Genomic DNA, 19,992 nt, shown 5'->3' with positions numbered 1-19,992 from the left:
CTCGGCCCACCGACGGTGCAAGTCGGCGCGCCCCGGCCCTCGCGGCACGGCGGACCGGCAAAACTCTCAGGTCGACGCGTGCGTCCGATGACAGAGCGGGGAGGGACCCGCCGTCGTCCCCTCCCCCGGAGGTCCCCGTGACCCAGTCGTCCCTCGACCGCACCTCGCCGCCCGACGCCGCCTCCGGCGCGTTCGCGCCGCGCCACCTCGGCCCGCGGGGTCGCGAGGTGCAGGTCATGCTCGACCAGCTCGGCTACGCCTCGCTCGACGCGCTCGTCGACGCCGCCGTGCCCGCGGCGATCCGCACCGAGCGCCCGCTCGACCTGCCGGCGGCGCGCACCGAGACGGAGGTGCTCGACCACCTGCGCGCGCTCGCCGCGAAGAACGTCGTCAAGACGCAGATGATCGGGCTCGGCTACTACGGCACCGTCACTCCCCCGGTGATCCGTCGCAACGTCCTCGAGTCCCCCGCCTGGTACACGGCGTACACGCCGTACCAGCCCGAGATCTCGCAGGGCCGCCTGGAGGCGCTGCTGAACTTCCAGCAGGTCGTCGAGGACCTCACCGGCCTCGACGTCGCGAACGCGTCGCTGCTCGACGAGGCGACCGCGGTCGCAGAGGCCGTCGCCCTCATGTGGCGCGCGTCGCGTGCGAAGAGCGGCTACGTGGTGCTCGACGCCGACCTCTTCCCGCAGACGCTCGCGGTGACGCTCGGTCGTGCGCAGGCCGTCGGCCTGCCCGTGGTCGTCGCGGACCTGTCGGGCGGCCTGCAGGCGGGGCTCGCCGCCGCCCGCGCGGCGGGCGCGTTCCCCACCGTGGTGGACGACGACGCGCACCTCGTGGGCGTCGTCGTCCAGCAGTCGGGCGCGTCGGGTCGCGTCGTGGACTGGCGGCCCGTGGTCGCGGAGGCCAAGGACGCGGGTGCGCTCGTCACAGTGGCGAGCGATCTGCTCGCCCTGACGCTGCTGGTCTCCCCCGGCGAGCTCGGCGCCGACGTGGCGGTGGGCTCCGCCCAGCGGTTCGGCGTCCCGCTGTTCTACGGCGGCCCGCACGCCGCGTTCATGGCGGTCCGCAAGGGCCTCGAGCGGTCCCTGCCGGGCCGCCTCGTGGGCGTCTCGATCGACGCCGACGGCGACACCGCCTACCGCCTCGCCCTCCAGACGCGCGAGCAGCACATCCGGCGCGAGAAGGCGACGAGCAACATCTGCACGGCGCAGGCGCTCCTCGCGATCGTCGCCTCGATGTACGCGGTCTACCACGGCCCCGACGGCCTCCGCGCGATCGCCGAGCGCACCCACGCCCACGCCACGACCCTCGCCGAGCACCTGCGCGCGGGCGGCGTCACGGTCGAGCACGCCACCTTCTTCGACACCGTCCGCGCCGTGGTCCCGGGCCGCGCCGCCGACGTCGTCGAGGCCGCCGCGACGGCCGGCGTCAACCTGTACAACCCCGATGCAGACCATGTACAGATCGCCTGCGACGAGACCACCACGCCCGCGATCCTCGCCACGGTCGTGCGGGCGTTCGGGATCGATCCCGCGACCGGGCAGAGCGAGGACGGCGCTGCGGCCGCAGCATCCGGCCACGACCTCCCGGCCTGGGCGACCCGCACGACGCCGTACCTCCAGCACCCGATCTTCCGCCTGCACCGCTCCGAGACGTCGATGCTGCGCTACCTGCGCCGTCTCGCGGACAAGGACCTCGCCCTGGACCGCACGATGATCCCGCTGGGCTCGTGCACGATGAAGCTCAACGCGACGGCGGAGATGGAGGCGATCTCCTGGCCGGGGTTCGCGGACCTGCACCCGTTCGTCCCCGCCGACCAGGCGCGCGGCTACGAGGAGCTCATCGGCGGCCTGGAGTCGGCGCTGGCGGAGATCACGGGCTACGCGGGCGTCTCGGTGCAGCCCAACGCGGGCTCGCAGGGCGAGTTCGCGGGCCTGCTGGCGATCCGCGAGTACCACGTGTCTCGCGGGGACGTGGAGCGTGACGTGTGCCTGATCCCCGCCTCGGCGCACGGCACGAACGCGGCGTCGGCGGCGCTGGCGGGCCTGAGGGTCGAGGTCGTGCGGACCGCCGAGAGCGGCGAGGTGGACCTCGCCGACCTGCGCGCCAAGCTGGCCGACCACGGGCCGCGGGTCGCGGCGATCATGATCACCTACCCGTCGACGCACGGGGTCTTCGAGGAGCACGTCCGTGAGGTCTGCGACCTCGTACACGAGGCAGGTGGCCAGGTGTACATCGACGGGGCGAACCTCAACGCGCTCGTCGGGCTCGCGCGCCCGGGGGAGTTCGGCGGCGACGTCTCGCACCTGAACCTGCACAAGACGTTCTGCATCCCGCACGGCGGGGGAGGGCCCGGGGTCGGACCGGTCGCGGTCGGCGAGCACCTCGTGCCGTTCCTCCCGGGCGACCCGCTGGCGCCGGGCGCGTCCGCCGCGACGCCCGTCTCGGCGACGCGGTACGGCTCGGCCGGGATCCTGCCGATCTCGTACGCGTACGTCGCCCTCATGGGCCCGGACGGGCTGACGGAGGCGACGAAGACCGCGGTGCTCACCGCGAACTACGTCGCGAGCCGGCTCGCCGACCACTACCCGGTGCTGTACACGGGCCCGAACGGCCTCGTCGCGCACGAGTGCATCCTCGACCTGCGCCCGATCACCGCGGAGACGGGTGTGACGGCGGAGGACGTGGCGAAGCGGCTCATGGACTACGGGTTCCACGCGCCGACGCTCTCGTTCCCCGTGGCAGGCACGCTCATGGTGGAGCCGACGGAGAGCGAGGACCTCGCGGAGCTCGACCGGTTCGTCGACGCGCTCGTCGCCATCCGCGGCGAGATCGACGCGGTCGCGTCGGGCCGCTGGGCGGTCGAGGAGTCGCCGCTGCGCGGCGCGCCGCACACCGCGGCGGCGCTCGTGGCGGAGGACTGGGCCAAGCCCTACTCGCGCGAGCTCGCGGCCTACCCGGTCGCGAGCCTGCGCGCCGGGAAGTACTGGCCGCCGGTGCGCCGCATCGACGGTGCGCGGGGCGACCGCAACCTCGTGTGCTCGTGCCCGCCCCTGGAGTCCTACGTGACGGGAGACCTCGCATGACCGAGCAGCAGACCGGGACGACCGAGAGCGCGGAGCGCCGCAGCCCGCTGCACGACGAGCACGTCGCGCTCGGCGCGAACCTCACGAGCTTCGGCGGGTGGCTCATGCCGCTGCGGTACACGTCCGACCTCGCGGAGCACCGCGCCGTCCGCGAGGCGGCCGGCCTGTTCGACCTCTCCCACATGGGCGAGATCGAGGTCGCGGGACCGCAGGCCGCGGCCGCGCTGGACCACGCGCTCGTCGGGAACCTCTCCGCGGTCGCGCCGGGCCGGGCGCGCTACACGATGATCTGCCAGGAGGACGGCGCGGTCCTCGACGACCTCGTCGTCTACCGCCTCGCGGACGAGCGGTTCCTCGTGGTCGCGAACGCGGGGAACGCGGACCTCGTCGCGCGCGAGCTCGTGGAGCGCGCCGCGGGCTTCGACGCGACGGTCACCGACCAGGGCGCGGGCACGGCGCTCGTCGCGGTCCAGGGGCCGCGTGCGGAGGAGATCGTCGCGGGCCTCACGGACCCGGCCGACCCGGTCGCCGCCGAGACCGTGCGCGGCCTCCGGTACTACGCGGCCGCGCCGCTCGTGCTGCGGACCGACGACGGCCCGGTCGACGCGCTCGTGGCCCGCACCGGGTACACGGGGGAGGACGGGTTCGAGCTGTTCGTGCCTGCGGACCGCGCCGCCGACCTGTGGCGCACCGTGCTCGCCGCGGGGGCGCCGCTCGGCCTGGTCCCGGCGGGCCTGTCCGCGCGCGACTCGCTGCGCCTGGAGGCCGGGATGCCGCTGTACGGGCACGAGCTCGACACCACGACCACGCCGTACGAGGCCGGGCTCGGGCGCGTCGTGAAGCTCGACAAGGTCGACGCCGACGGCGCGCCGCTCGAGTTCGTCGGCCGCGCCGCGCTCGCCGCGCGCCGGGAGTCGCCGCCCGCGCGCGTGCTCGTCGGGCTCCGGGGCCTGGGGCGGCGGCCCGCGCGGGCGGGCTACGCCGTCGTGCTGCCGGGCGACGGCGTCGACGCCGGGGGAGCGGTGGGGGAGTCCGCGCGCCGCGTGGGCACGGTGACGTCCGGCGCGCCGTCCCCGACGCTCGGCCACCCGATCGCCCTCGCGTACGTCACGCCCGAGCTGTCGGCGGAGGGCACCGAGCTTGCCGTCGACGTGCGCGGCCGGGCCGAGCCCGTGGTCGTCGTGCCGCTCCCGTTCTACCGTCGTCCCCAGCAGTCCTGACCGCCCCGTCGTCCCGAAGGAGAACCCATGACCGAGGCCCAGTTCCCGGCGCACCTGCAGTACACGGCCGAGCACGAGTGGATCGACGGCTCGACGCCCGCCGTCGTCGGGATCACCGCGACGGCCGCCGAGGCCCTCGGCGACATCGTCTACCTGGAGCTGCCCGAGGTGGGCGCCGAGGTGACCGCCGGGAGCGTCATCGGCGAGGTCGAGTCGACCAAGTCCGTGTCGGAGCTCTTCTCGCCCGTGACGGGCACGATCGTCGAGGTGAACCAGGCGGCGGTCGACGACCCGGCCGTCGTGAACTCGGACCCGTACACCGACGGCTGGCTGTTCAAGGTCGACGTCGTCGACACGGGCGACCTGCTCACCGCCGACCAGTACGCGGCGCACGTCGGCAGCTGACGGCCGTGCCGGGGCGGTGCGGACCGCCCCGGCACAGGGTCGGCGCGCCGGTCAGCGGAACGTCGTCGCGTAGTACGTCTGCTGGTCGACGGTCTCGACCTCGACGTCCTGCGTCCGCTCGAGGTGGCGGCGCAGGTTGTCCGCGAACCGCAGCGAGTCGTCGTTGAACCGCGACACGTCGTAGGCGCACACGACGCGGTTCTCCGCGAGGTGCGCGACGAGCGCGTCGATCATGTCCATGAACGTCCGGCTCGCACGACGGCCCGGGTGGGCGAGCGTGAAGCCGATGTACCAGACGGCGCCGCGCGCCGCGTGCTCGGGGTAGCGCGCCGCGAAGAACTCCGGGCTCACCCACGGGACGGCCGCGAGGTCGGTCGCGAGCGTCGTCAGCCCGACGGCCGCGCCGTCGTCGTCGTGCGCGAGGAGCTTGAGCACCCGCGGGTCGCTCATCTCCTCGTCGAACTCCTCGCGGTGCAGCACGTGCCGGGCCGCCGCGCGCGTGCGCAGCGGCTCGAACGCCTCGAGATAGAGGTCCCAGAACCGGTCGGCGAGCTCGCCCTCCACGGTCTGCTCGAACGTCACCGCGGCGCGCCCCGCGCCCGCGCGCGTCGGCGCGGTCACCGGGTCTCCCCGTCCCAGCCCTCGCGGCGGTACGCGGCGACGACGACGGAGCACACGGGCAGCGACTCGCAGCGCACCCCGGCGACCCGGCGGCCGGCCGGGTGGAACCGGTTGCCGCGCGTCGCGGCCAGGTCCTCCAGGCTGAGCGTGAGGTCCAGCTCGAGCTGCTCGTGCGACGGCGCCTCGTGCTCCACGAACAGACCGGCACCGCTGTCGTCGTCACGCAGCGACCACGCCACGCCGGCCCACGCCTCGTGGCCGGGCATCACGGCGTGCGCCTCGGCGTACACGCAGTAGAGGAGGTCGCCGTGCCCGCCGTACCCCTCCTCGAGGCGGTCCACCTCGACCACGCGGGACCCGGGCGGCACGACGGAGCTCAGCCGGACGAGGTTGAAGTCGCCGACGCCGGCGTCCGTGAGCGCCGCGTCGAACGCGGACAGCTCGGTCCTCCCCGTGCCCGTCCCGTGGCTCACGTAGATGATGGGTCCCGCGGTCATGTGTTCTCCGTCCTCGAGGCTCTCGCCCCGTCGTCGTGCGCCGTGCCCCAGCGGCCCGCGGCCGTGTCCAGGAGGTCGAGCACGGGTTCCAGCAGCTTCTCGGGGGCGGTGCTCCCCTTGCGCAGGTAGACGGTATCTCCCAGCCGGAGGTCCGCACGCTGGTGCGCGTCGAGGCGCGCCCCGCTGTAGATGACGAGCGGGACCCGGCTCAGGCGGCCGTCCTGGCGGAGCGCGTCGACGACCTCGCGGCCCGCGCCGTCGGGCAGCGTGAGGTCGAGCACGACGAGCGCCGGGTCGTCGCCGCCCGCGAGCACCTCCAGCGCCTCGTGGACGCTGCGCGCCAGCGTGACGACGAGACCCGCGCCCTGCAGGACGGCCCGGACCACCTCGCCGACCTCCGGGTCGTCCTCGACGACGAGCACGTGCTCGTGGTGCGGGCGCAGGCTCACGGCCTCCTTGACGGTGCGCTCGAGCTCCGCGGGCGCGACCGGCTTGACGAGCCAGCGGTCGGCGAGCGACGCCGTCGCCTGGGCCTTCGAGGGCTGCGAGCCCGAGACGATGACGACGGGCACGTTCGCCGTCGCGGCGCTCCGGCGCACCCGGTCGAGCACGTCCTGCCCGTCGCGCCCCGGCATCGCGAGGTCGAGCACGACGGCGGCGGGCCGGGCGGCCTCGATGGCCGCGAAGGCGAGCGTGCCGTCGGTCACCCCGACGACGTCGTACCCGCGCGACTCCAGGACCGCGCGCAGCACGTCGACGACGTACGCGTCGTCGTCGACCACGACGACCCGCGGGCGCTGGTCACCGGTCGCGGTCGCGGGCACGTCGTCGGCCGCGCCGAGGACCGGCTCGGGCCGGGGGAGGGTCGCGCGGAAGGTCGCGCCCGTGCCCTCGCCGCGGCTCTCGGCCCAGATGCGGCCCCCGTGGCGCTCCACGATGCTCTGCGAGATCGCGAGCCCGAGCCCGCTGCCGCCCCGCTCGCGGGAGTCCGACGCGTCGACCTGCTCGAAGCGCCGGAACACCGCCTCGAGCTTGTCCGGGGGGATGCCGCGCCCCTCGTCCTCGACGCGGAGCTCGACCATCTCCCCGGCGGAGCGCGCGGACACGCGGACCGTCCCGCCCGGCGGGGAGAACTTCACGGCGTTGCTCAGCAGGTTGGTCAGCATCTGCACGACGCGGTCCCCGTCGACGGCGACGACCTCGTCGGTGTCCTCCTGCACGATCTCGACGCCGGCGTCGCGCGCGAGCAGCCCGACCGGCTCCGCGGCCGTCGCGACGAGGTCGGCCACGCGGTGGTCGGCCCGCTCGAGCGGCGTCGTGCCCGAGTCCATGCGCTCGATGTCGAGGATGTCGTCCACGATCCGGTTGAGGCGGTCGCTGCTGGACCGCGCGACGTGCACCATGCGCGCCGAGCGCTCGGGGAGCGTGCCGAGGGCCCCGCTGTCGAGCAGGCCGAGCGCGCCGCGGATCGCGGTGAGCGGCGTGCGCAGCTCGTGGCTCACGACGGACACGAACTCGTCCTTGAGCCGCTCGACCTCCCGCCGGTCCGTGATGTCGCGGAACACGACGACCGCGCCCAGCGTGCGGCCGTCGTCCTTGAGCGGGCTCGCCGTGACCTCGACGGCCACCTCGGAGCCGTCCTCGCGGAGGTAGACGTCCTGCTCGGCGACCGCGGTGATGCCGTCGCGCACGGCCTCCCGGATGTAGCAGGACTCCGCGGGGTAGGGGTTGCCGTCCGCGTCGGGCGCGTGGAAGAGCGCGTGCGCGTCCCGGCCGATGAGCGAGTCGGGGCTCGCGCCGAGCGTGCGGGACGCCGCCGCGTTGACGAAGGTGACGCGGCCGTCGGGGTCGACGCCGTAGATGCCGTCCGCCACGGACTCGAGCGTCCGCGCGCGCTCCCCGGCGAGCGCGCGGAGCTGGGACGTGCGCTCCTCGACGCGCCGTTCGAGGCCGTGCAGCAGCGACTCGTTGTCGGCGACGACGAGGATCTGCCGCGCGACGACGGCGAGCAGGACGACGACCCAGAGCGCGTTCGGGGCCCACGAGAACCCCGTCGAGGAGGACTGCACCACCCGCACGAGAGCGGCCGCGAGGAACAGGCAGAACGTCACGGTCGTACCGAGGATCGCGGACCCCTGCGCCCGCTCGTCGGCCACGGGGCTGCCGCTCGCCGCCCGGTGCCGCGCGGCGAGCGCGATCATGAGATACCCGCCGACCCAGCCGACGTCGATCGGGCTGCCGAACGTGAACGTGCCGTCGGCGGAGAGCAGGGCGAACGCGACGTCGGCCACGGCGTAGAGCACGAACCCGCTGCCCACGAGCACGAGGGGCACCCGCTCGGAGGCGGTCGAGCGGGTCATCACGAGGACGGCGAAGGTCGCGAGCAGCGCGTCCACCACCGGGAGCGTGTACGCCGTGACGGCCGCCGTGCCGGTCGGCGGGGCCTCGGCCGAGCGGAGCGTCACCGCGTAGAGCGCGATGTACAGCACCGAGCCGCCGACGACGACGCTGTCGAGCAGCATCCGCCCGATCTCCTTGCCGCGCGGGCGCACGGTGGGGAAGAACGCGAGCCCGACGATGCCGAGGAGCAGCGCGGCGATGTAGGCGTAGTCGCCCGTCGAGGGGTTGTCGACCAGGCCCGCGTAGACGTTGCCCACGAGGCCGACGACCCCGCCGAGCGCGAGCAGGCTCCATGCCCGACGCCGTCGGCCCGTCGAGCGTGCCGCGCGCCACCCGCAGCTCGCCGCGGCGATCGCCCCGGCGCTCACGATCGAGGCCTGCGAGATCGTGCGTCGCGTCTCGGCGTCGAGGGGGCTCGCGAGGACCGCGGCGAGGAGCACGAGGAGGACGCCGACCACCCAGCACCAGAGGACGAAGGGGTCGTGCGTCCGCTCCGTCGGTCCCCGTTGCCCCACCATGCGTCGAGCGTAGGGGACCGCCCGTGGGCGCGCGCTGCCGGGCACGAGCTTCTCGGCTAGCGTCGGGACGATGGACGCGGAAGGGCAGACCAGGCGGCGCGTGGTCGTCATCGACGACGACCCGTCGATCCGCGAGGTCGTCGAGCTCGCGCTCGACGTGGTGGGCGGCTACGAGGTGCACGTCGCCGCCGACGGCGACGAGGGCGCGGCGCTCGCCGAGCGGGTGCGGCCCGACGCGATCGTGCTCGACGTGATGATGCCCGTCGTGGACGGGCCCACCGTGCTCGCGCGCCTGCGGACCCGCCCCGCGCTGCGCGACGTACCGGTCGTGTTCCTCACCGCCAAGGTCGGCGCGGGGGAGATCTCGCGCCTCGACGGCCTGGGCGCGGCCGGCGTCATCACCAAGCCGTTCGACGCTCTCGACCTCGCGGCCCGGCTCGGCGCGCTCCTCGGGTGGAAGCCGTGACGGCCGGGCCCGACGGTCGTGCGGAGGACCGGCTCGACGCCGCGCTCGTCGTGCTGCGGCAGCGGGCGCGCGTCCGGAACGCGGCGCGCGTCGAGGAGGCGGCCCGCCTCCTGGGGCACGGGGCGGACGACGCGGAGGAGCCCTCGGCCGAGGCCGTCCTCGAGGCGGCGGCGCTGTGCCACGCCGTCGCCGGGTCCGCCGGGACGTTCGGCGACGACGACACGACCGCGGCCGCGCGCGAGCTGGAGGCGGCGCTCCGTGGGGGCGACCTCGCCGCGGTGCCGGCACGTCTCGAGCGCCTGCGCGCCCTGACCGACGGCGCCCGGGAGGGCACGAACCCTGAGTCTTGAGCAAATCTTGAGGTTCTCCTGCGGCGGACGTGGGATTCCCCCGAGGACCGCGCACCAGGGTGGTGGGTGCCGAGGGGACGGTCCCCCGGACTGGCAGGGGGGTACTCCCATGATCGACACCGTGACGTCGCCCGACAGCCCGACCCGCGCGAGCCACGGGCCCCGCGTCCCGACGCCGACTTATCTCACGTCGGGCCCGCAGGCGAGCATCGACGCCGCCATGGCAGCGCTGAGCGACACCGTCGAGCGCACGCTGCAGGAGGACCTCGCCCAGGGAATGCTCCCGACGGTCGAGCAGATGAGCGTGAGCGTCGTGACCCGTTCGACGGGTTCCGTCGAGGACTACACGGCCGTCGCGCTGCTGCTGCTCTCGTACCAGCACCTCGTCTGACCTGCACCGACGCCGCTCTGGCGGCACGTTCGTCCGGGTCTGGACGAACGTCCTGAAACTCGTCGCGAGAAGTCGCGTCATGAAACGACTCCCGTCCCATCCCTTCAAGTAGCACCAACCGGAACTCGCCACGTGGGGATGACGTGACCGGAGAGCATCTGGAGGAGAACATGAGCACCATCGAGCTGGTCCGCCCCGTGGCGGCCCCGTCGGAGCGGATCGCCACCCCGATCGCTCCGCTGACCCGCCGGGAGCGGGTCGTCCTGTCGAACCTGTCTGAGGACGTCACGCTCGAGCAGATCGCCACGAAGCTCTTCGTCACGCGCAACACGGTCAAGTCGCAGGTCCGCAGCCTCTACCGCAAGCTCGGCGTCTCGACCCGTGCCGAGGCCGTGGCCTGGGCCCGGGCGGCCGGCCTGCGCTGACGAACGGCTCCGCGGCCCTCGCAGGCCGCGGTCGCGGTCGTGTCACCCGCGCGTCACGACGCCGTGCGACACTCCGCGTATGACTCTGCGCAGACTGGTGGTGGCCGCGGCGATCGTCGACGATCTCGTCGCCCCGCGGTTCCTGCTCAGCGCGCGCCGGTCCCGTCCGTCGCACCTCGCAGGTCGCTGGGAGTTCCCCGGGGGCAAGGTCGACCCCGGCGAGACCCCGACGGAGGCGCTGCACCGCGAGCTCCGCGAGGAGCTCGGCGTGGCCGTGGAGCTCGGTGACGAGATCGTGGGCCCCGACCACGGGGCCTGGATCATCACCGACCGCCACGTGATGCGCCTGTGGTTCGCGCGGGTCACCGCGGGAGAGCCCCAGCCGCTCGTCGAGCACGACGACCTGACCTGGCTCGACGCCGGGAGCTGGCTCGACGTGCCGTGGCTCGACGCCGACGTACGCATCGTCGAGGAGCTCGCGCGCCAGGTGGCGCCCGAGGCCGTCTGACGTCGCGGTCGACCGTCGCGCCGACGTCCCACCCGTGAGCGCACGGACCACGTGGGCGCACGGACCGATCGCGGCCGGCACGATCCGACCGCGACCGATCCACGCGTGCAGCGGGGTCAGCCGACCGGCTGGACCCAGGGCGACGGGGCCGGGGGAGCGACGACCGGCGGCCGGTCGGTGCAGCTCGGCGCGTTGGGGGCGAACCGGCCGAGCCAGTTCACAGTCCCGGGCTCCCACGGGCTGAGCGACGTACCGTCGTTCCCCCCGAGGTCGGTGAGCGTGAACTCGGTGCCGCCGTCCGGGAAGGTGAACGCGCCGCAGTTGTTCACGCCGGCCCAGCCGACGTTGCGGGCGTCGACGTTCTCGAACGACGCCCCGCCGCGCACCCGTGCGCTGACCACGGACGTGCCCGTGCCGTCGACCCGCACGTCCTGGAACGCGACGCCCTCGATCTTCACCTTGTCCTTCACGCCCCAGTCGGAGACCAGCATGATCGCGTTGTACGTGCTGTCGAGGTAGTGGTCGCCGGTGACCCGGACGTCGGCGTCGATGTCGCCGTCGAGCGCGTAGAACCAGATCGCGCCGAGCCCGATGTTCCAGTTGAGCTCGAGCGTGCCCGCACGCACGGCGGTGTTGTCGGTGAGGTCGAGGCGGCCCTCGAACGGCTCGGCGCCGAACCGCGACCCGACGTGGAGCCCGCTGCCCTCGCGGACAGGGTCCGCGACGAGGTTCGCGCGCACCGTGTTGTCCGTGCCGCCGTAGACCGCGATGCCGTTGGCCAGGGTGTTCGACTGGATCGTGTTGTTCTCGAACACGTTGCCGGCGTTGGCGACCTCCTCCGACCACATCGCGAGGCCGTCGTCGCCGGTGTTCCGGACGAAGACGTTCCGCACGACCGAGCTCGTCACGCCGCCATGGAAGTTCAGCGCGTCGGCGATCTGGTCGACGATCACGGTGTTCTCCACGCGCAGGTCGTCCATCGGCCCGTCGAACCACAGCCCGACCTTGGTGTGCTGGATGTGCAAGCCTGAGATCGACGAGCTGCTCAGCGCGCCGCCGACCCCGTTGACCTGGTCGGTGTCGATGCGTTCGCGGACGTCCCCGAGGATCGCGAAGTCGCGCAGGTGGACGTTCCGGCTGCCGCCGTCGTCGGCGTGCTTCCCGTAGAACCCGACGCCGGTGTGCACGGACCCGTCGGGGGCGGGAGCGTCCAGTGCGACCTCTCTGCCCCGGAAGATCGTGTACCAGCTCCCGGCGCCCTGGATGGTCACGTCGTCGACGACGACGTGCCGGTTCACCTGGTAGACGCCCGGCGGGACGTACACCTCGAGCCGGTGCTTCCTCGCGAACGCGATCGTCTTGTCGAGCGCGTCGGCGGAGTCGCGCCGACCGGTGGGGTCGACCCCGAAGAGCAGCGCGTTCGCGGCGAGCAGGCGCACCTTCGGCGGCGCGACCTTCTCGGAGTCGAGGAGGTCGATCACGGTCCACTCGGCGGCTCCGCGCGCCGGGACCGCGAGGCGGACGACGTCGCCCTTCTTGTACGTCTGGCCGAGCAGCAGCCGCTGCTCGTCGTAGAACTTCATGGGGCGGAACGGCTTCTCGAACGTCGGGGTCGGCGTCGTCTCCGCGGGGACGCACGCGCACTCCGCGACCCACCAGCCGGGCTGGAGGACGTCCGCCGTCGGGTCGTTGGTGAACGGGTACTGGTTGTACAGGTAGGAGTACGCCGACGTGAGGGTCATGCGCCGGTCGAGCCCCACCTTCTTGCCCTGACGTAGGACCGACACGTCGAGCGGCGACGTGAGGCCGCCGCCCGTGGGGGAGTCGGGGACCGAGTACCTGACCGTGATCGCGTTCGCGTCCGCGGGGAGCGTGAACTCCACGTTCTGACCCGCCGTGAGCCGGACGGCGGAGCGGCCCGACGCCTCGGCCTCGATCGTGTAGGCGTCACGGCCGGGCCCGATCACGGTCCCGGTCGTCACGGCGTTCTCCGCCTCCTGCTCGAGGAACGGGACGGCGGCGCCGCGTCCCTCGACGAGCGCCGGGTCGACGGCGGCCCGTGTCACCACGGCGGGCGCGGGCGGTCGGGGCGTTCCGTGGGCCAGGGCCGACGGCGCGCCGCCCGCGAGGAGCGTGAGGGCGAGCGCCGTCACGGTCACGGTGCGGGCGCTGCGTCGGCGCGCGGTGGGGTGGTTCGTGCTGCGAATCATCGTCGACCCGTCTTCTCTCGGGAGGCGTGCGGCCTCCGTGCTCGCCGGGGGCGTGCTGACCCTCCGGCCCGCTGCGCGGTCGCACCTCCGGGCAGCGCCGTTCGTGCTGAACACTAGGATGCAGTCGCCGCAGTGGCAAGGGTCTGTAGCGATATTGCGCGTCCCCGTCGTGTTTTTGCACGGACGGCTCGCCTCCGTCGAGACGGCCGCGTCCGAGGGTTGCCGAGGACGAGCCCCCCGGCCGACGCGCGCTCCGGGGGCCCGCCCGGTACGGTCGCCGCGTGAGCCGCCTCGTCGCCAGGACGCGAGCCACGGTCACCGCGAGGGACCGGGTGCCCCCGTGGGCCGTCATCACCGTGGGAGCGGTCTGCGTCCTGCTCGGGGCGGCCGTCGTCCTGCGGCCGTTCGCGTCGCTCGCCCTGCTCGTCGTCGCGGTCGTGGCCGGGGCCCTCGTCCTGGGCGTCGCCGAGCTCGCCGATGGCGCGGTCGACGAGCGCACCACCGCGCCGGGCAGCGGAGGGCCCGCACGTCCGCGCGGGCTGCGGTTCGCGCGAGGAGGCCTGTTCCTGGCGCTCGCGGTCGCCGTCGTCCTGTGGCCCGCGCCGTCGATCGTCGTCGTCGCGCTCCTCGTCGGTGCGAGTCTCGTCGTGGCCGGACTGCTCGACGTGCTCGGGGGCGTGCGCTCCGCGGGGATCGACCGCTGGAGCCGCGTCGGCCTCGGCGCGGCCTCGGTCGTGCTCGGCCTGGTCGCCCTCGCGTGGCCGGACGTCACGGTGCTCGTCGTCGCAGTGGTCTTCGGGGTGCGGCTCGTGGTCCTCGGTGTCCGGCTGGTCGTCGCCGGGGTGCACCGCACCCGCGCTCCGGGACGGGGCGAGGGCGCCGCGGACCTCGACGCCGGGCTCGTCGAGGCGCCCGGCCCGGCGACGACCCGACCGCACGGCCGGGGGGCGCTCGCCGGGGCGGTCCTGGCGGTCGTCGCGGCGGGCGGGCTCGCCGTCGTCAGCGTCGGGCTGCACCGCGCGGCGCCGCAGGTCGACGCGTTCTACGACCCGCCGGCGTCCGTCCCGGACGAGCCCGGTCGGCTCCTGCGCGCCGAGCCCTTCACCCGCGAGGTCCCTGACGGGGCGACGGCCTGGCGCATCCTCTACACGACCACGCGCGACGAGGGCCGGCCCGCGGTGGCGAGCGGGCTCGTCGTGGTGCCGGACGCCGCGGCGAGCCCGTCGCCCGTGATCGCGTGGGCCCACGGCACGACGGGCTCCGCGCAGGGGTGCGCGCCGTCGGTCCTCGACGAGCCGTTCGAGTCCGGCGCGTTCTACCTGCTCGACGACGTTCTCGCGCGGGGGTGGGCGCTCGTCGCCACCGACTACGTCGGCCTGGGCACGGAGGGCCCCCACCCGTACCTCGTCGGGCAGGGCGAGGCGCGGTCCGTCGTCGACGCCGTCCGCGCCGCGCGCGAGCTCGACGGTGCGACGCTCGGCGAGCAGACCGTCGTCTGGGGCCACTCCCAGGGTGGCCACGCCGCGCTGTGGACCGGGGCCGTCGCCCCCGGGTACGCGCCCGACGTCCCCCTCGCCGGCGTCGCCGCCCTCGCGCCGGCGAGCGACCTCACCGGCCTCGTGGCCCACCTGGAGAGCGTCGCGGGCGGGAGCGTCTTCGCGTCGTTCGTCGTCGAGGCGTACGACGCGATCTATCCGGACAGCGACGCGGCGGGCTACGTCCGCCCGGGTGCGCGGTTCGTCGTGCGGGAGATGGCGTCCCGCTGCCTGTCCGAGCCCAGCGCGCTGGTCTCGGTGGCCGAGGCCCTGTCGATGGACCAGCCCCTGTGGACGACGGACCCGACCACGGGGCCGCTGGGCGAGCGCCTCGCCGAGAACGTGCCGACCGGACCGGTCGCCGCTCCGTTGCTCGTCGCCCAGGGGGCGTCGGACACGTTGATCCTCCCCACGGCGCAGGAGGCGTACGTCGGTGCCCGGTGCGCGGCCGGGCAGCCGGTCGACTACCGCACCTACCAGGGGCGGGACCACGTCGGGCTCGTGCAGGCGGGCTCGCCCGCCGCGGCCGACCTCGTGCGATGGACCGAGGCGCGCCTCGCGGGCGAACCGCCGACCCCGACGTGCGCCGGCGGATGACGCGCCCTCAGGGGGCGACCAGGCCGCCGTCGGGCGCGCGGACGCCCGCGGCCCACGCGTCGTGCCCCGCGAGGTCGGCCGGGTAGCGGGCCGCGGCACGCTCGTCGAGGTCGACGCCGAAGCCGGGCGCGTCGTGCGGGCGCAGCCAGCCGTCGACGATCCGCAGCGTCCCGGGGAACACCTCGTGGACGGCGTCGGGGTAGACGTGGCCCTCCTGGATCCCGAACGCGGTCGAGGTGACGTCGAGCGCGACGTTCGCCGCGGCGCCGACCGGCGACGTGTCGCCCGGCGCGTGCCAGGCCGTGCGCACCCCGACCAGCTCGGCCGCCGTCGCGAGGGCGCGGCCCGCGCTCAGACCCCCGATCGCGCTGATGTGGCAGCGGATCAGGTCGACGCCGCCACCGAGGACGAGCCGCGCGGCGTCGGGGAACGACGTCGCGAGCTCGCCCACGGCGATCGGCACGGGCGAGGCGGCGCGCACCTCGGGCAGGCGGTCCCAGTGCTCCGGCGCGAGGACGTCCTCGAGGAAGAAGGGGCGGTAGGGCTCCAGGGCGCGCGCGAGCATCACCGCCTGCTTGGGTGTGAGGCGCGAGTGGACGTCGTGCAGCAGCTCGACCTGATCGCCCAGCGCCTCGCGCGCCGCCGCGAAGAGCCGCGGCGTCCGGCGCAGGTACTCCTCGACGTTCCAGCCCTGGGGGTAGGGCGCAGCGGGGTAGCCGGGCTCGGGGTCCGCGGCGGTGCCGTAGTGGCCGACGCCCGGCTGGCCGGTCTGGATCCGCACGTGGCGCCAGCCGGCGTCGACGATCCGCGCCGCGTCGTCGATCGTCTCCGCGACGGTGCGCCCGCTCGCGTGGAGGTACGTGTCGGCGGCGTCGCGCACCTTGCCACCCAGCAGCTCGTGCACGGGCATCCCGGCGCGCTTGCCGGCGATGTCCCACAGCGCCATGTCGAGGCCGGAGATCGCGTTGTTCCCCACGGGCCCCTCGCGCCAGTACGGCGCGAGCCGCGCGAGGCGGACGAGGTCGCCGATGTCGCCGGGGTAGCGCCCCACGACGAGCCGCTCGAGGTGCTGCTCGACGTACGCGGCCACCGCGTGCCAGCGCTGCGTGTACGTCGCGCACCCGAGCCCGTAGAGACCGGGCACGTTCGTGTCGACGCGCACGACGACGAGCGGGATGCCGTCCGGCGCCGTGACGATCGCGCGCACGCCGGTGATGCGCGTGCCGTCCCGCGTGGGCCACGGGTTCGCGAACGCGGGGTCGACGGGGTGGACGGTGCGGAGCGGGGCGTCGGTCACGGGCTCTCCGAGGGAGGTCGGGCGTCGGGCGAGGTGCGGGGCCGCGCGTCGGGGCGGGCGTCCGGTCGGTCGGGCGAGGCGTCGTCCGGCCGGTGGACCGAGTGCCGCGGCCGGAAGCCGAGCAGCTCGCGGGCGCGCCGCGTGTCGACGAGGCCGTCGCGCGGCCCGACCGGGCGCGTGAGGGGCACGTCCGGGGCGAACCGGGCGAGGAGCTCGGGCGTCGGGAGGTCGAGGAGCGTGTCGTCGGCCGCGAGCCCGACGACGTGGGCGCCCGTGAGGTCGGCCCTCAGCCCGGCCTCGACCGCCCGGGCGGCGTCGCGCAGGTCCAGGTACGCCCAGCCCTCGCGGGCGACGACGCGCGGGTCGCGGGCGACGGCCGCCGCCGTCTCGCGCAGCCCGGCGGCGTCGCGCACGTGCGGGAAGCGCAGCGCGACGACGTCGATCCCCCACCGGCGCCACGCGGCCCGGGCCGCGGCCTCGTCCGCCTGCTTCGAGAGCGAGTACGCGTCGGCGACGTCGGCCGGGACGTCCTCGTCGAGCGGGAAGTAGGCGGGTCTCACGTCGTGCGGGTTCATCGGGACGCCGAACGCGTTGATGCTGCTCGCGACCACCGCTCGCGGCACGCCCCGTTCGCCCGCGAGCGAGAGCACGGCCCACGTCGCCGTCGTGTTGGTCGCGTACACCTCGAGCGGCGTGCCCAGGTCCGGGTGCGGGATCGCGGCGAGGTGCACGACGGCGTCCGCGTCCTCGAGCCCGCGGCTCACGTCCTCGGGGGAGCGGGCGTCCCCGACGACCGTGCGGTCCGCGGGGCACGGGTGCTCGAATGCGGTCGACAGCGCCGTGACCTCGTAGCCCCGGCCGAGCAGGTGGCGCACGGTCGCACGGCCGATGCCGCCGTCGGCACCGGTGACGAGGACGCGCGTCATGCCCACACCCTACGTCCCGGTCAGGTCTGCTCGTCGCATTCTTGCGGGCCGTCTGTCGAAGTCTTGCCCTCCGGGGCTGCGGCGCTCGCTCGGGCGCGCAGCATGCTCGCGACGTCCGCGAGCGTGCTGCCCACCGCGCGCGGCGCACGCTCGGGGCGGAGGTAGCGCGCGTCCTCGTCGTCCGCCGTGGTGGGCACCGGGGCGTCCGGGTGTGCCTCGGCCGAGGCCGCGGGATGTGCCGGTGACCCCTGCACCACGCGTCCCCCGCCGGAACGCCACGCGAGCGTCGCGTCGACGAGACGCCGGTACACGCCCGCGTCGAGCGGGTCGCGGAGCCACGCGTCCGCCGCCTCGGCGACGTGTCGCGCGAGACGTGCCTCCTGGTCCGTCACGTCCTCTCCTCTCGCGCCGTCCGTCGCGGGCGAGCCTAGCCCGGACGCCGTGCCGCTCTCCGTCGACGGCAAGGACGAGGGGTGCCGACGGCGGGGCCCCGCCGTGCGAACGGTCGCGCGACGCGCGACGGTGGCGTGCGGAGGTGGTCACCGTGGCCGACACGTTCCCCCGGATCGCCCAGGTCGTGCTCGACACGACCGACGCCCGCGCGCTCGCGGAGTTCTACCGCGGCCTGTTCGGGCTCGAGTACCGCGCGGGCGACGAGCCGCCCGCCGCGGGCGAGCCCGACCCCGACGGCGCGGACTGGCTCGTGCTGCGCGCCGCACCGGGCGGGGTCCAGCTCGCGTTCCAGCAGGTGGGGACGCTCCCGCCCTCGACGTGGCCCGACGACGGCGTGCCCCAGCAGCTGCACCTCGACTGCACCGTGCCCGACGTCGCGGAGCTCGACCGGCAGCACGACCGCGCCCTCGCGCTCGGGGCGCGGTTGCTGCTCGACCGGTCCGACGACCCGGACGAGCCGCTGCGCGTCTACGCCGACCCGTCGGGTCACCCGTTCTGCCTCTTCGTGGGCTGACGCGCGCGGTCGCCGCCCGTCGCCGGGCGCGGGATCATGCGTGCATGACCGCGACCCCGCTGACCACCGCCGAGCTCACCGACGTCTATACCGACCTCCATCGCCACCCCGAGCTCGCGTTCGCCGAGCACCGGACCGCCGGGATCGTCGCCGAGCGGCTGCGCGGGTGGGGGTACGACGTGCACGAGGGGATCGGCGGGACGGGCGTCGCGGGCGTCCTCGCGAACGGCGACGGACCGCGCGTCCTGCTGCGCGCCGACATGGACGGGCTCCCCGTCACCGAGCTCACCGGCCTGCCCTACGCCTCCACGGACACCGCGACCACGCCCGACGGCCACGAGTCCGGCACCATGCACGCGTGCGGCCACGACGTGCACGTGACGTGCCTGCTCGGCGCCGCGGCCGAGCTCGCCGCGCACCGCGACACGTGGTCGGGCACGCTCGTCGTCGTCTTCCAGCCCGCCGAGGAGGTCGGCGGGGGAGCGCGGGCGATGGTCGCGGACGGCCTGTTCGACCGGACCGGCGGACGTCCCGACGTCGTCCTGGGGCAGCACGTCATGCCCCTGCCCGTGGGCGTCGTCAACCTCACGGCCGGGCCGGCGATGGCCGCGACCGACTCGTTCCGCGTCACCCTGCACGGCAAGGGCGGTCACGGCTCGAGCCCCGAGTCCACCGTCGACCCCGTCGTCATGGCGGCCGCGACGGTCATGCGGCTCCAGGGCGTGGTGTCGCGAGAGGTCGGGGCGCGGGAGTCCGCGGTCGTGACCGTCGGGGCCCTGCGCGCCGGGACGCAGGCCAACATCATCCCGGGGTCGGCAGAGCTGCTCGTCAACGTCCGGTCCTTCACGCCGCAGGTGCGCCGTCGCGTGCTCGACGCGATCCACCGCATCGTCGACGCCGAGGCCGTGGCGTCCGGGGCACCCCGGGCCCCGGAGTACGAGGAGGTCTCGACGTTCGACCTCATGGTCAACGACCCCGCCGCCACCGAGCGCACCCGAGCCGTCCTCGCCCGCACGCTCGACGAGCAGCACGACCGCATCACGGCCGCGGGCGGGCGGGCAGCCGTCGTGTCGCTCCCGCCGCTGCCTGGCTCCGAGGACGTCGGCGACCTCGCGACCGCCGCCGGCGTGCCGCTCGTCTACTGGAACCTCGGCGGGTTCGACCCCGCGCTGTTCGCCGGGTTCGACCTGTCCACCGCGACGGGCATGGGCAACCTGCCCGACGGCGTCGCCCCGAACCACTCCCCGTACTTCGCGCCCGTCCCCGAGCCGACGCTCGACCTGGGCGTCGCGCTCCTCGTCGCCGCGGCGCGCGACTGGCTGCGGACGGCGTGACGTCGCCGCGCGACCGCGGAGTGCGCGCGTGGGTCCGCGGCTCCACCGGGATGAACCCGGGCTTCCCCTGAGCTGACCCGGGCTCTATCTCGGCGGACCCGGGCTCTACCCGGGCGGGCCCGGGGGCGCGTCGTCGGTGGGGTCAGGCGGACTTCTCGCGCGGGGTGCGGGCGCGCGCGGTCGTGGTGCGCGGCACGATCGTGGGATTGACGTTGTCCAGCACGACCTCGCGC

General features: G+C 74.8%; 18 protein-coding genes. 11 read left to right on the top strand and 7 right to left on the bottom strand.

What is annotated here, in order from left to right; genetic code table 11:
* Positions 1 to 236 precede the first annotated feature (236 nt).
* Genes gcvP through gcvH form a run of 3 tightly spaced genes read left to right on the top strand, consistent with a single transcriptional unit; the run spans position 237 to position 4,717 of the window.
* Positions 237 to 3,092, top strand: coding sequence for an aminomethyl-transferring glycine dehydrogenase (gene gcvP / locus BXA05_RS04385; protein WP_425291916.1), 2,856 nt, complete (start codon positions 237 to 239; stop codon positions 3,090 to 3,092).
* A complete protein-coding gene (gcvT, locus tag BXA05_RS04380) occupies positions 3,089 to 4,312 on the top strand; it encodes a glycine cleavage system aminomethyltransferase GcvT (RefSeq protein ID WP_076404138.1) in 1,224 nt (407 codons plus the stop codon). The genes gcvP and gcvT overlap by 4 nt, the downstream gene beginning before the upstream one ends.
* A gap of 27 nt (positions 4,313 to 4,339) precedes the next feature.
* Positions 4,340 to 4,717 (top strand): glycine cleavage system protein GcvH, encoded by a 378-nt coding sequence (gene gcvH / locus BXA05_RS04375; RefSeq protein WP_021483687.1) that lies wholly within the window; start codon positions 4,340 to 4,342, stop codon positions 4,715 to 4,717.
* A 51-nt stretch (positions 4,718 to 4,768) separates the two neighbouring features.
* Here the strand turns inward: gcvH and BXA05_RS04370 are convergent, their stop codons facing one another.
* The 3 genes from BXA05_RS04370 to BXA05_RS04360 are packed head-to-tail and all read right to left on the bottom strand — an operon-like array spanning position 4,769 to position 8,753.
* Entirely contained in the window at positions 4,769 to 5,338 is a 570-nt protein-coding gene (locus tag BXA05_RS04370) for a hypothetical protein (protein WP_076404137.1), read from the bottom strand.
* The gene (locus BXA05_RS04365; protein ID WP_043653117.1) at positions 5,335 to 5,835 is read right to left on the bottom strand and encodes a pyruvoyl-dependent arginine decarboxylase; all 501 of its coding nucleotides are present in this window, start codon (positions 5,833 to 5,835) and stop codon (positions 5,335 to 5,337) included. Before BXA05_RS04365 ends, BXA05_RS04370 begins: the two co-directional genes overlap by 4 nt.
* On the bottom strand, positions 5,832 to 8,753 hold the full coding sequence (locus BXA05_RS04360) for a response regulator (RefSeq protein ID WP_076404136.1): 2,922 nt from the start codon (positions 8,751 to 8,753) through the stop codon (positions 5,832 to 5,834). The genes BXA05_RS04365 and BXA05_RS04360 overlap by 4 nt, the downstream gene beginning before the upstream one ends.
* A 70-nt stretch (positions 8,754 to 8,823) precedes the next feature.
* Between BXA05_RS04360 and BXA05_RS04355 the strand changes: the two genes are divergently transcribed.
* The 5 genes from BXA05_RS04355 to BXA05_RS04335 all read left to right on the top strand — a co-directional run bounded on the left by BXA05_RS04355 (position 8,824) and on the right by BXA05_RS04335 (position 10,893).
* The gene (locus BXA05_RS04355) at positions 8,824 to 9,219 is read left to right on the top strand and encodes a response regulator (protein WP_076404135.1); all 396 of its coding nucleotides are present in this window, start codon (positions 8,824 to 8,826) and stop codon (positions 9,217 to 9,219) included.
* On the top strand, positions 9,216 to 9,569 hold the full coding sequence (locus tag BXA05_RS04350; RefSeq protein ID WP_076404134.1) for an Hpt domain-containing protein: 354 nt from the start codon (positions 9,216 to 9,218) through the stop codon (positions 9,567 to 9,569). Before BXA05_RS04355 ends, BXA05_RS04350 begins: the two co-directional genes overlap by 4 nt.
* Positions 9,570 to 9,678: 109 nt before the next feature.
* Positions 9,679 to 9,960: a hypothetical protein gene (locus BXA05_RS04345; protein ID WP_021483475.1), complete on the top strand. Its 282-nt coding sequence runs from the start codon at positions 9,679 to 9,681 to the stop codon at positions 9,958 to 9,960.
* Between the two features lie 170 nt (positions 9,961 to 10,130).
* Entirely contained in the window at positions 10,131 to 10,385 is a 255-nt protein-coding gene (locus tag BXA05_RS04340; protein ID WP_043653127.1) for a helix-turn-helix domain-containing protein, read from the top strand.
* A gap of 79 nt (positions 10,386 to 10,464) precedes the next feature.
* Entirely contained in the window at positions 10,465 to 10,893 is a 429-nt protein-coding gene (locus BXA05_RS04335; RefSeq protein ID WP_076404133.1) for a (deoxy)nucleoside triphosphate pyrophosphohydrolase, read from the top strand.
* A 116-nt stretch (positions 10,894 to 11,009) separates the two neighbouring features.
* On the opposite strand, the gene BXA05_RS04330 is transcribed toward BXA05_RS04335, so the two are convergent.
* On the bottom strand, positions 11,010 to 13,103 hold the full coding sequence (locus BXA05_RS04330) for a glycosyl hydrolase family 28-related protein (RefSeq protein WP_076404132.1): 2,094 nt from the start codon (positions 13,101 to 13,103) through the stop codon (positions 11,010 to 11,012).
* A gap of 281 nt (positions 13,104 to 13,384) precedes the next feature.
* Here BXA05_RS04330 and BXA05_RS04325 point away from each other — a divergent pair, with 281 nt between their 5' ends.
* On the top strand, positions 13,385 to 15,235 hold the full coding sequence (locus BXA05_RS04325) for a lipase family protein (RefSeq protein ID WP_076404131.1): 1,851 nt from the start codon (positions 13,385 to 13,387) through the stop codon (positions 15,233 to 15,235).
* A gap of 7 nt (positions 15,236 to 15,242) precedes the next feature.
* Here the strand turns inward: BXA05_RS04325 and BXA05_RS04320 are convergent, their stop codons facing one another.
* Genes BXA05_RS04320 through BXA05_RS04310 form a run of 3 tightly spaced genes read right to left on the bottom strand, consistent with a single transcriptional unit; the run spans position 15,243 to position 17,850 of the window.
* The gene (locus BXA05_RS04320; protein WP_076404130.1) at positions 15,243 to 16,532 is read right to left on the bottom strand and encodes an enolase C-terminal domain-like protein; all 1,290 of its coding nucleotides are present in this window, start codon (positions 16,530 to 16,532) and stop codon (positions 15,243 to 15,245) included.
* On the bottom strand, positions 16,529 to 17,458 hold the full coding sequence (locus BXA05_RS04315) for an NAD-dependent epimerase/dehydratase family protein (protein WP_076404129.1): 930 nt from the start codon (positions 17,456 to 17,458) through the stop codon (positions 16,529 to 16,531). Before BXA05_RS04315 ends, BXA05_RS04320 begins: the two co-directional genes overlap by 4 nt.
* Positions 17,459 to 17,478: 20 nt before the next feature.
* On the bottom strand, positions 17,479 to 17,850 hold the full coding sequence (locus tag BXA05_RS04310) for a hypothetical protein (RefSeq protein ID WP_076404128.1): 372 nt from the start codon (positions 17,848 to 17,850) through the stop codon (positions 17,479 to 17,481).
* Between the two features lie 152 nt (positions 17,851 to 18,002).
* On the opposite strand from BXA05_RS04310, the gene BXA05_RS04305 reads away from it, so the two are divergent.
* Both BXA05_RS04305 and BXA05_RS04300 read left to right on the top strand, forming a co-directional pair.
* Positions 18,003 to 18,425, top strand: coding sequence for a VOC family protein (locus BXA05_RS04305; RefSeq protein ID WP_076404560.1), 423 nt, complete (start codon positions 18,003 to 18,005; stop codon positions 18,423 to 18,425).
* 44 nt (positions 18,426 to 18,469) lie between these two features.
* Positions 18,470 to 19,759, top strand: coding sequence for an amidohydrolase (locus BXA05_RS04300; protein ID WP_076404127.1), 1,290 nt, complete (start codon positions 18,470 to 18,472; stop codon positions 19,757 to 19,759).
* The last annotated feature ends 233 nt before the right edge of the window (positions 19,760 to 19,992 follow it).

Origin of the sequence: Cellulosimicrobium funkei, assembly GCF_900155925.1 — a bacterium.
In the GTDB taxonomy this organism is placed as follows: Bacteria; Actinomycetota; Actinomycetes; order Actinomycetales; family Cellulomonadaceae; genus Cellulosimicrobium; species Cellulosimicrobium funkei.
Note: the sequence above shows the minus strand (reverse complement) of the source record. Positions and strands in the feature narration are given on the sequence as shown.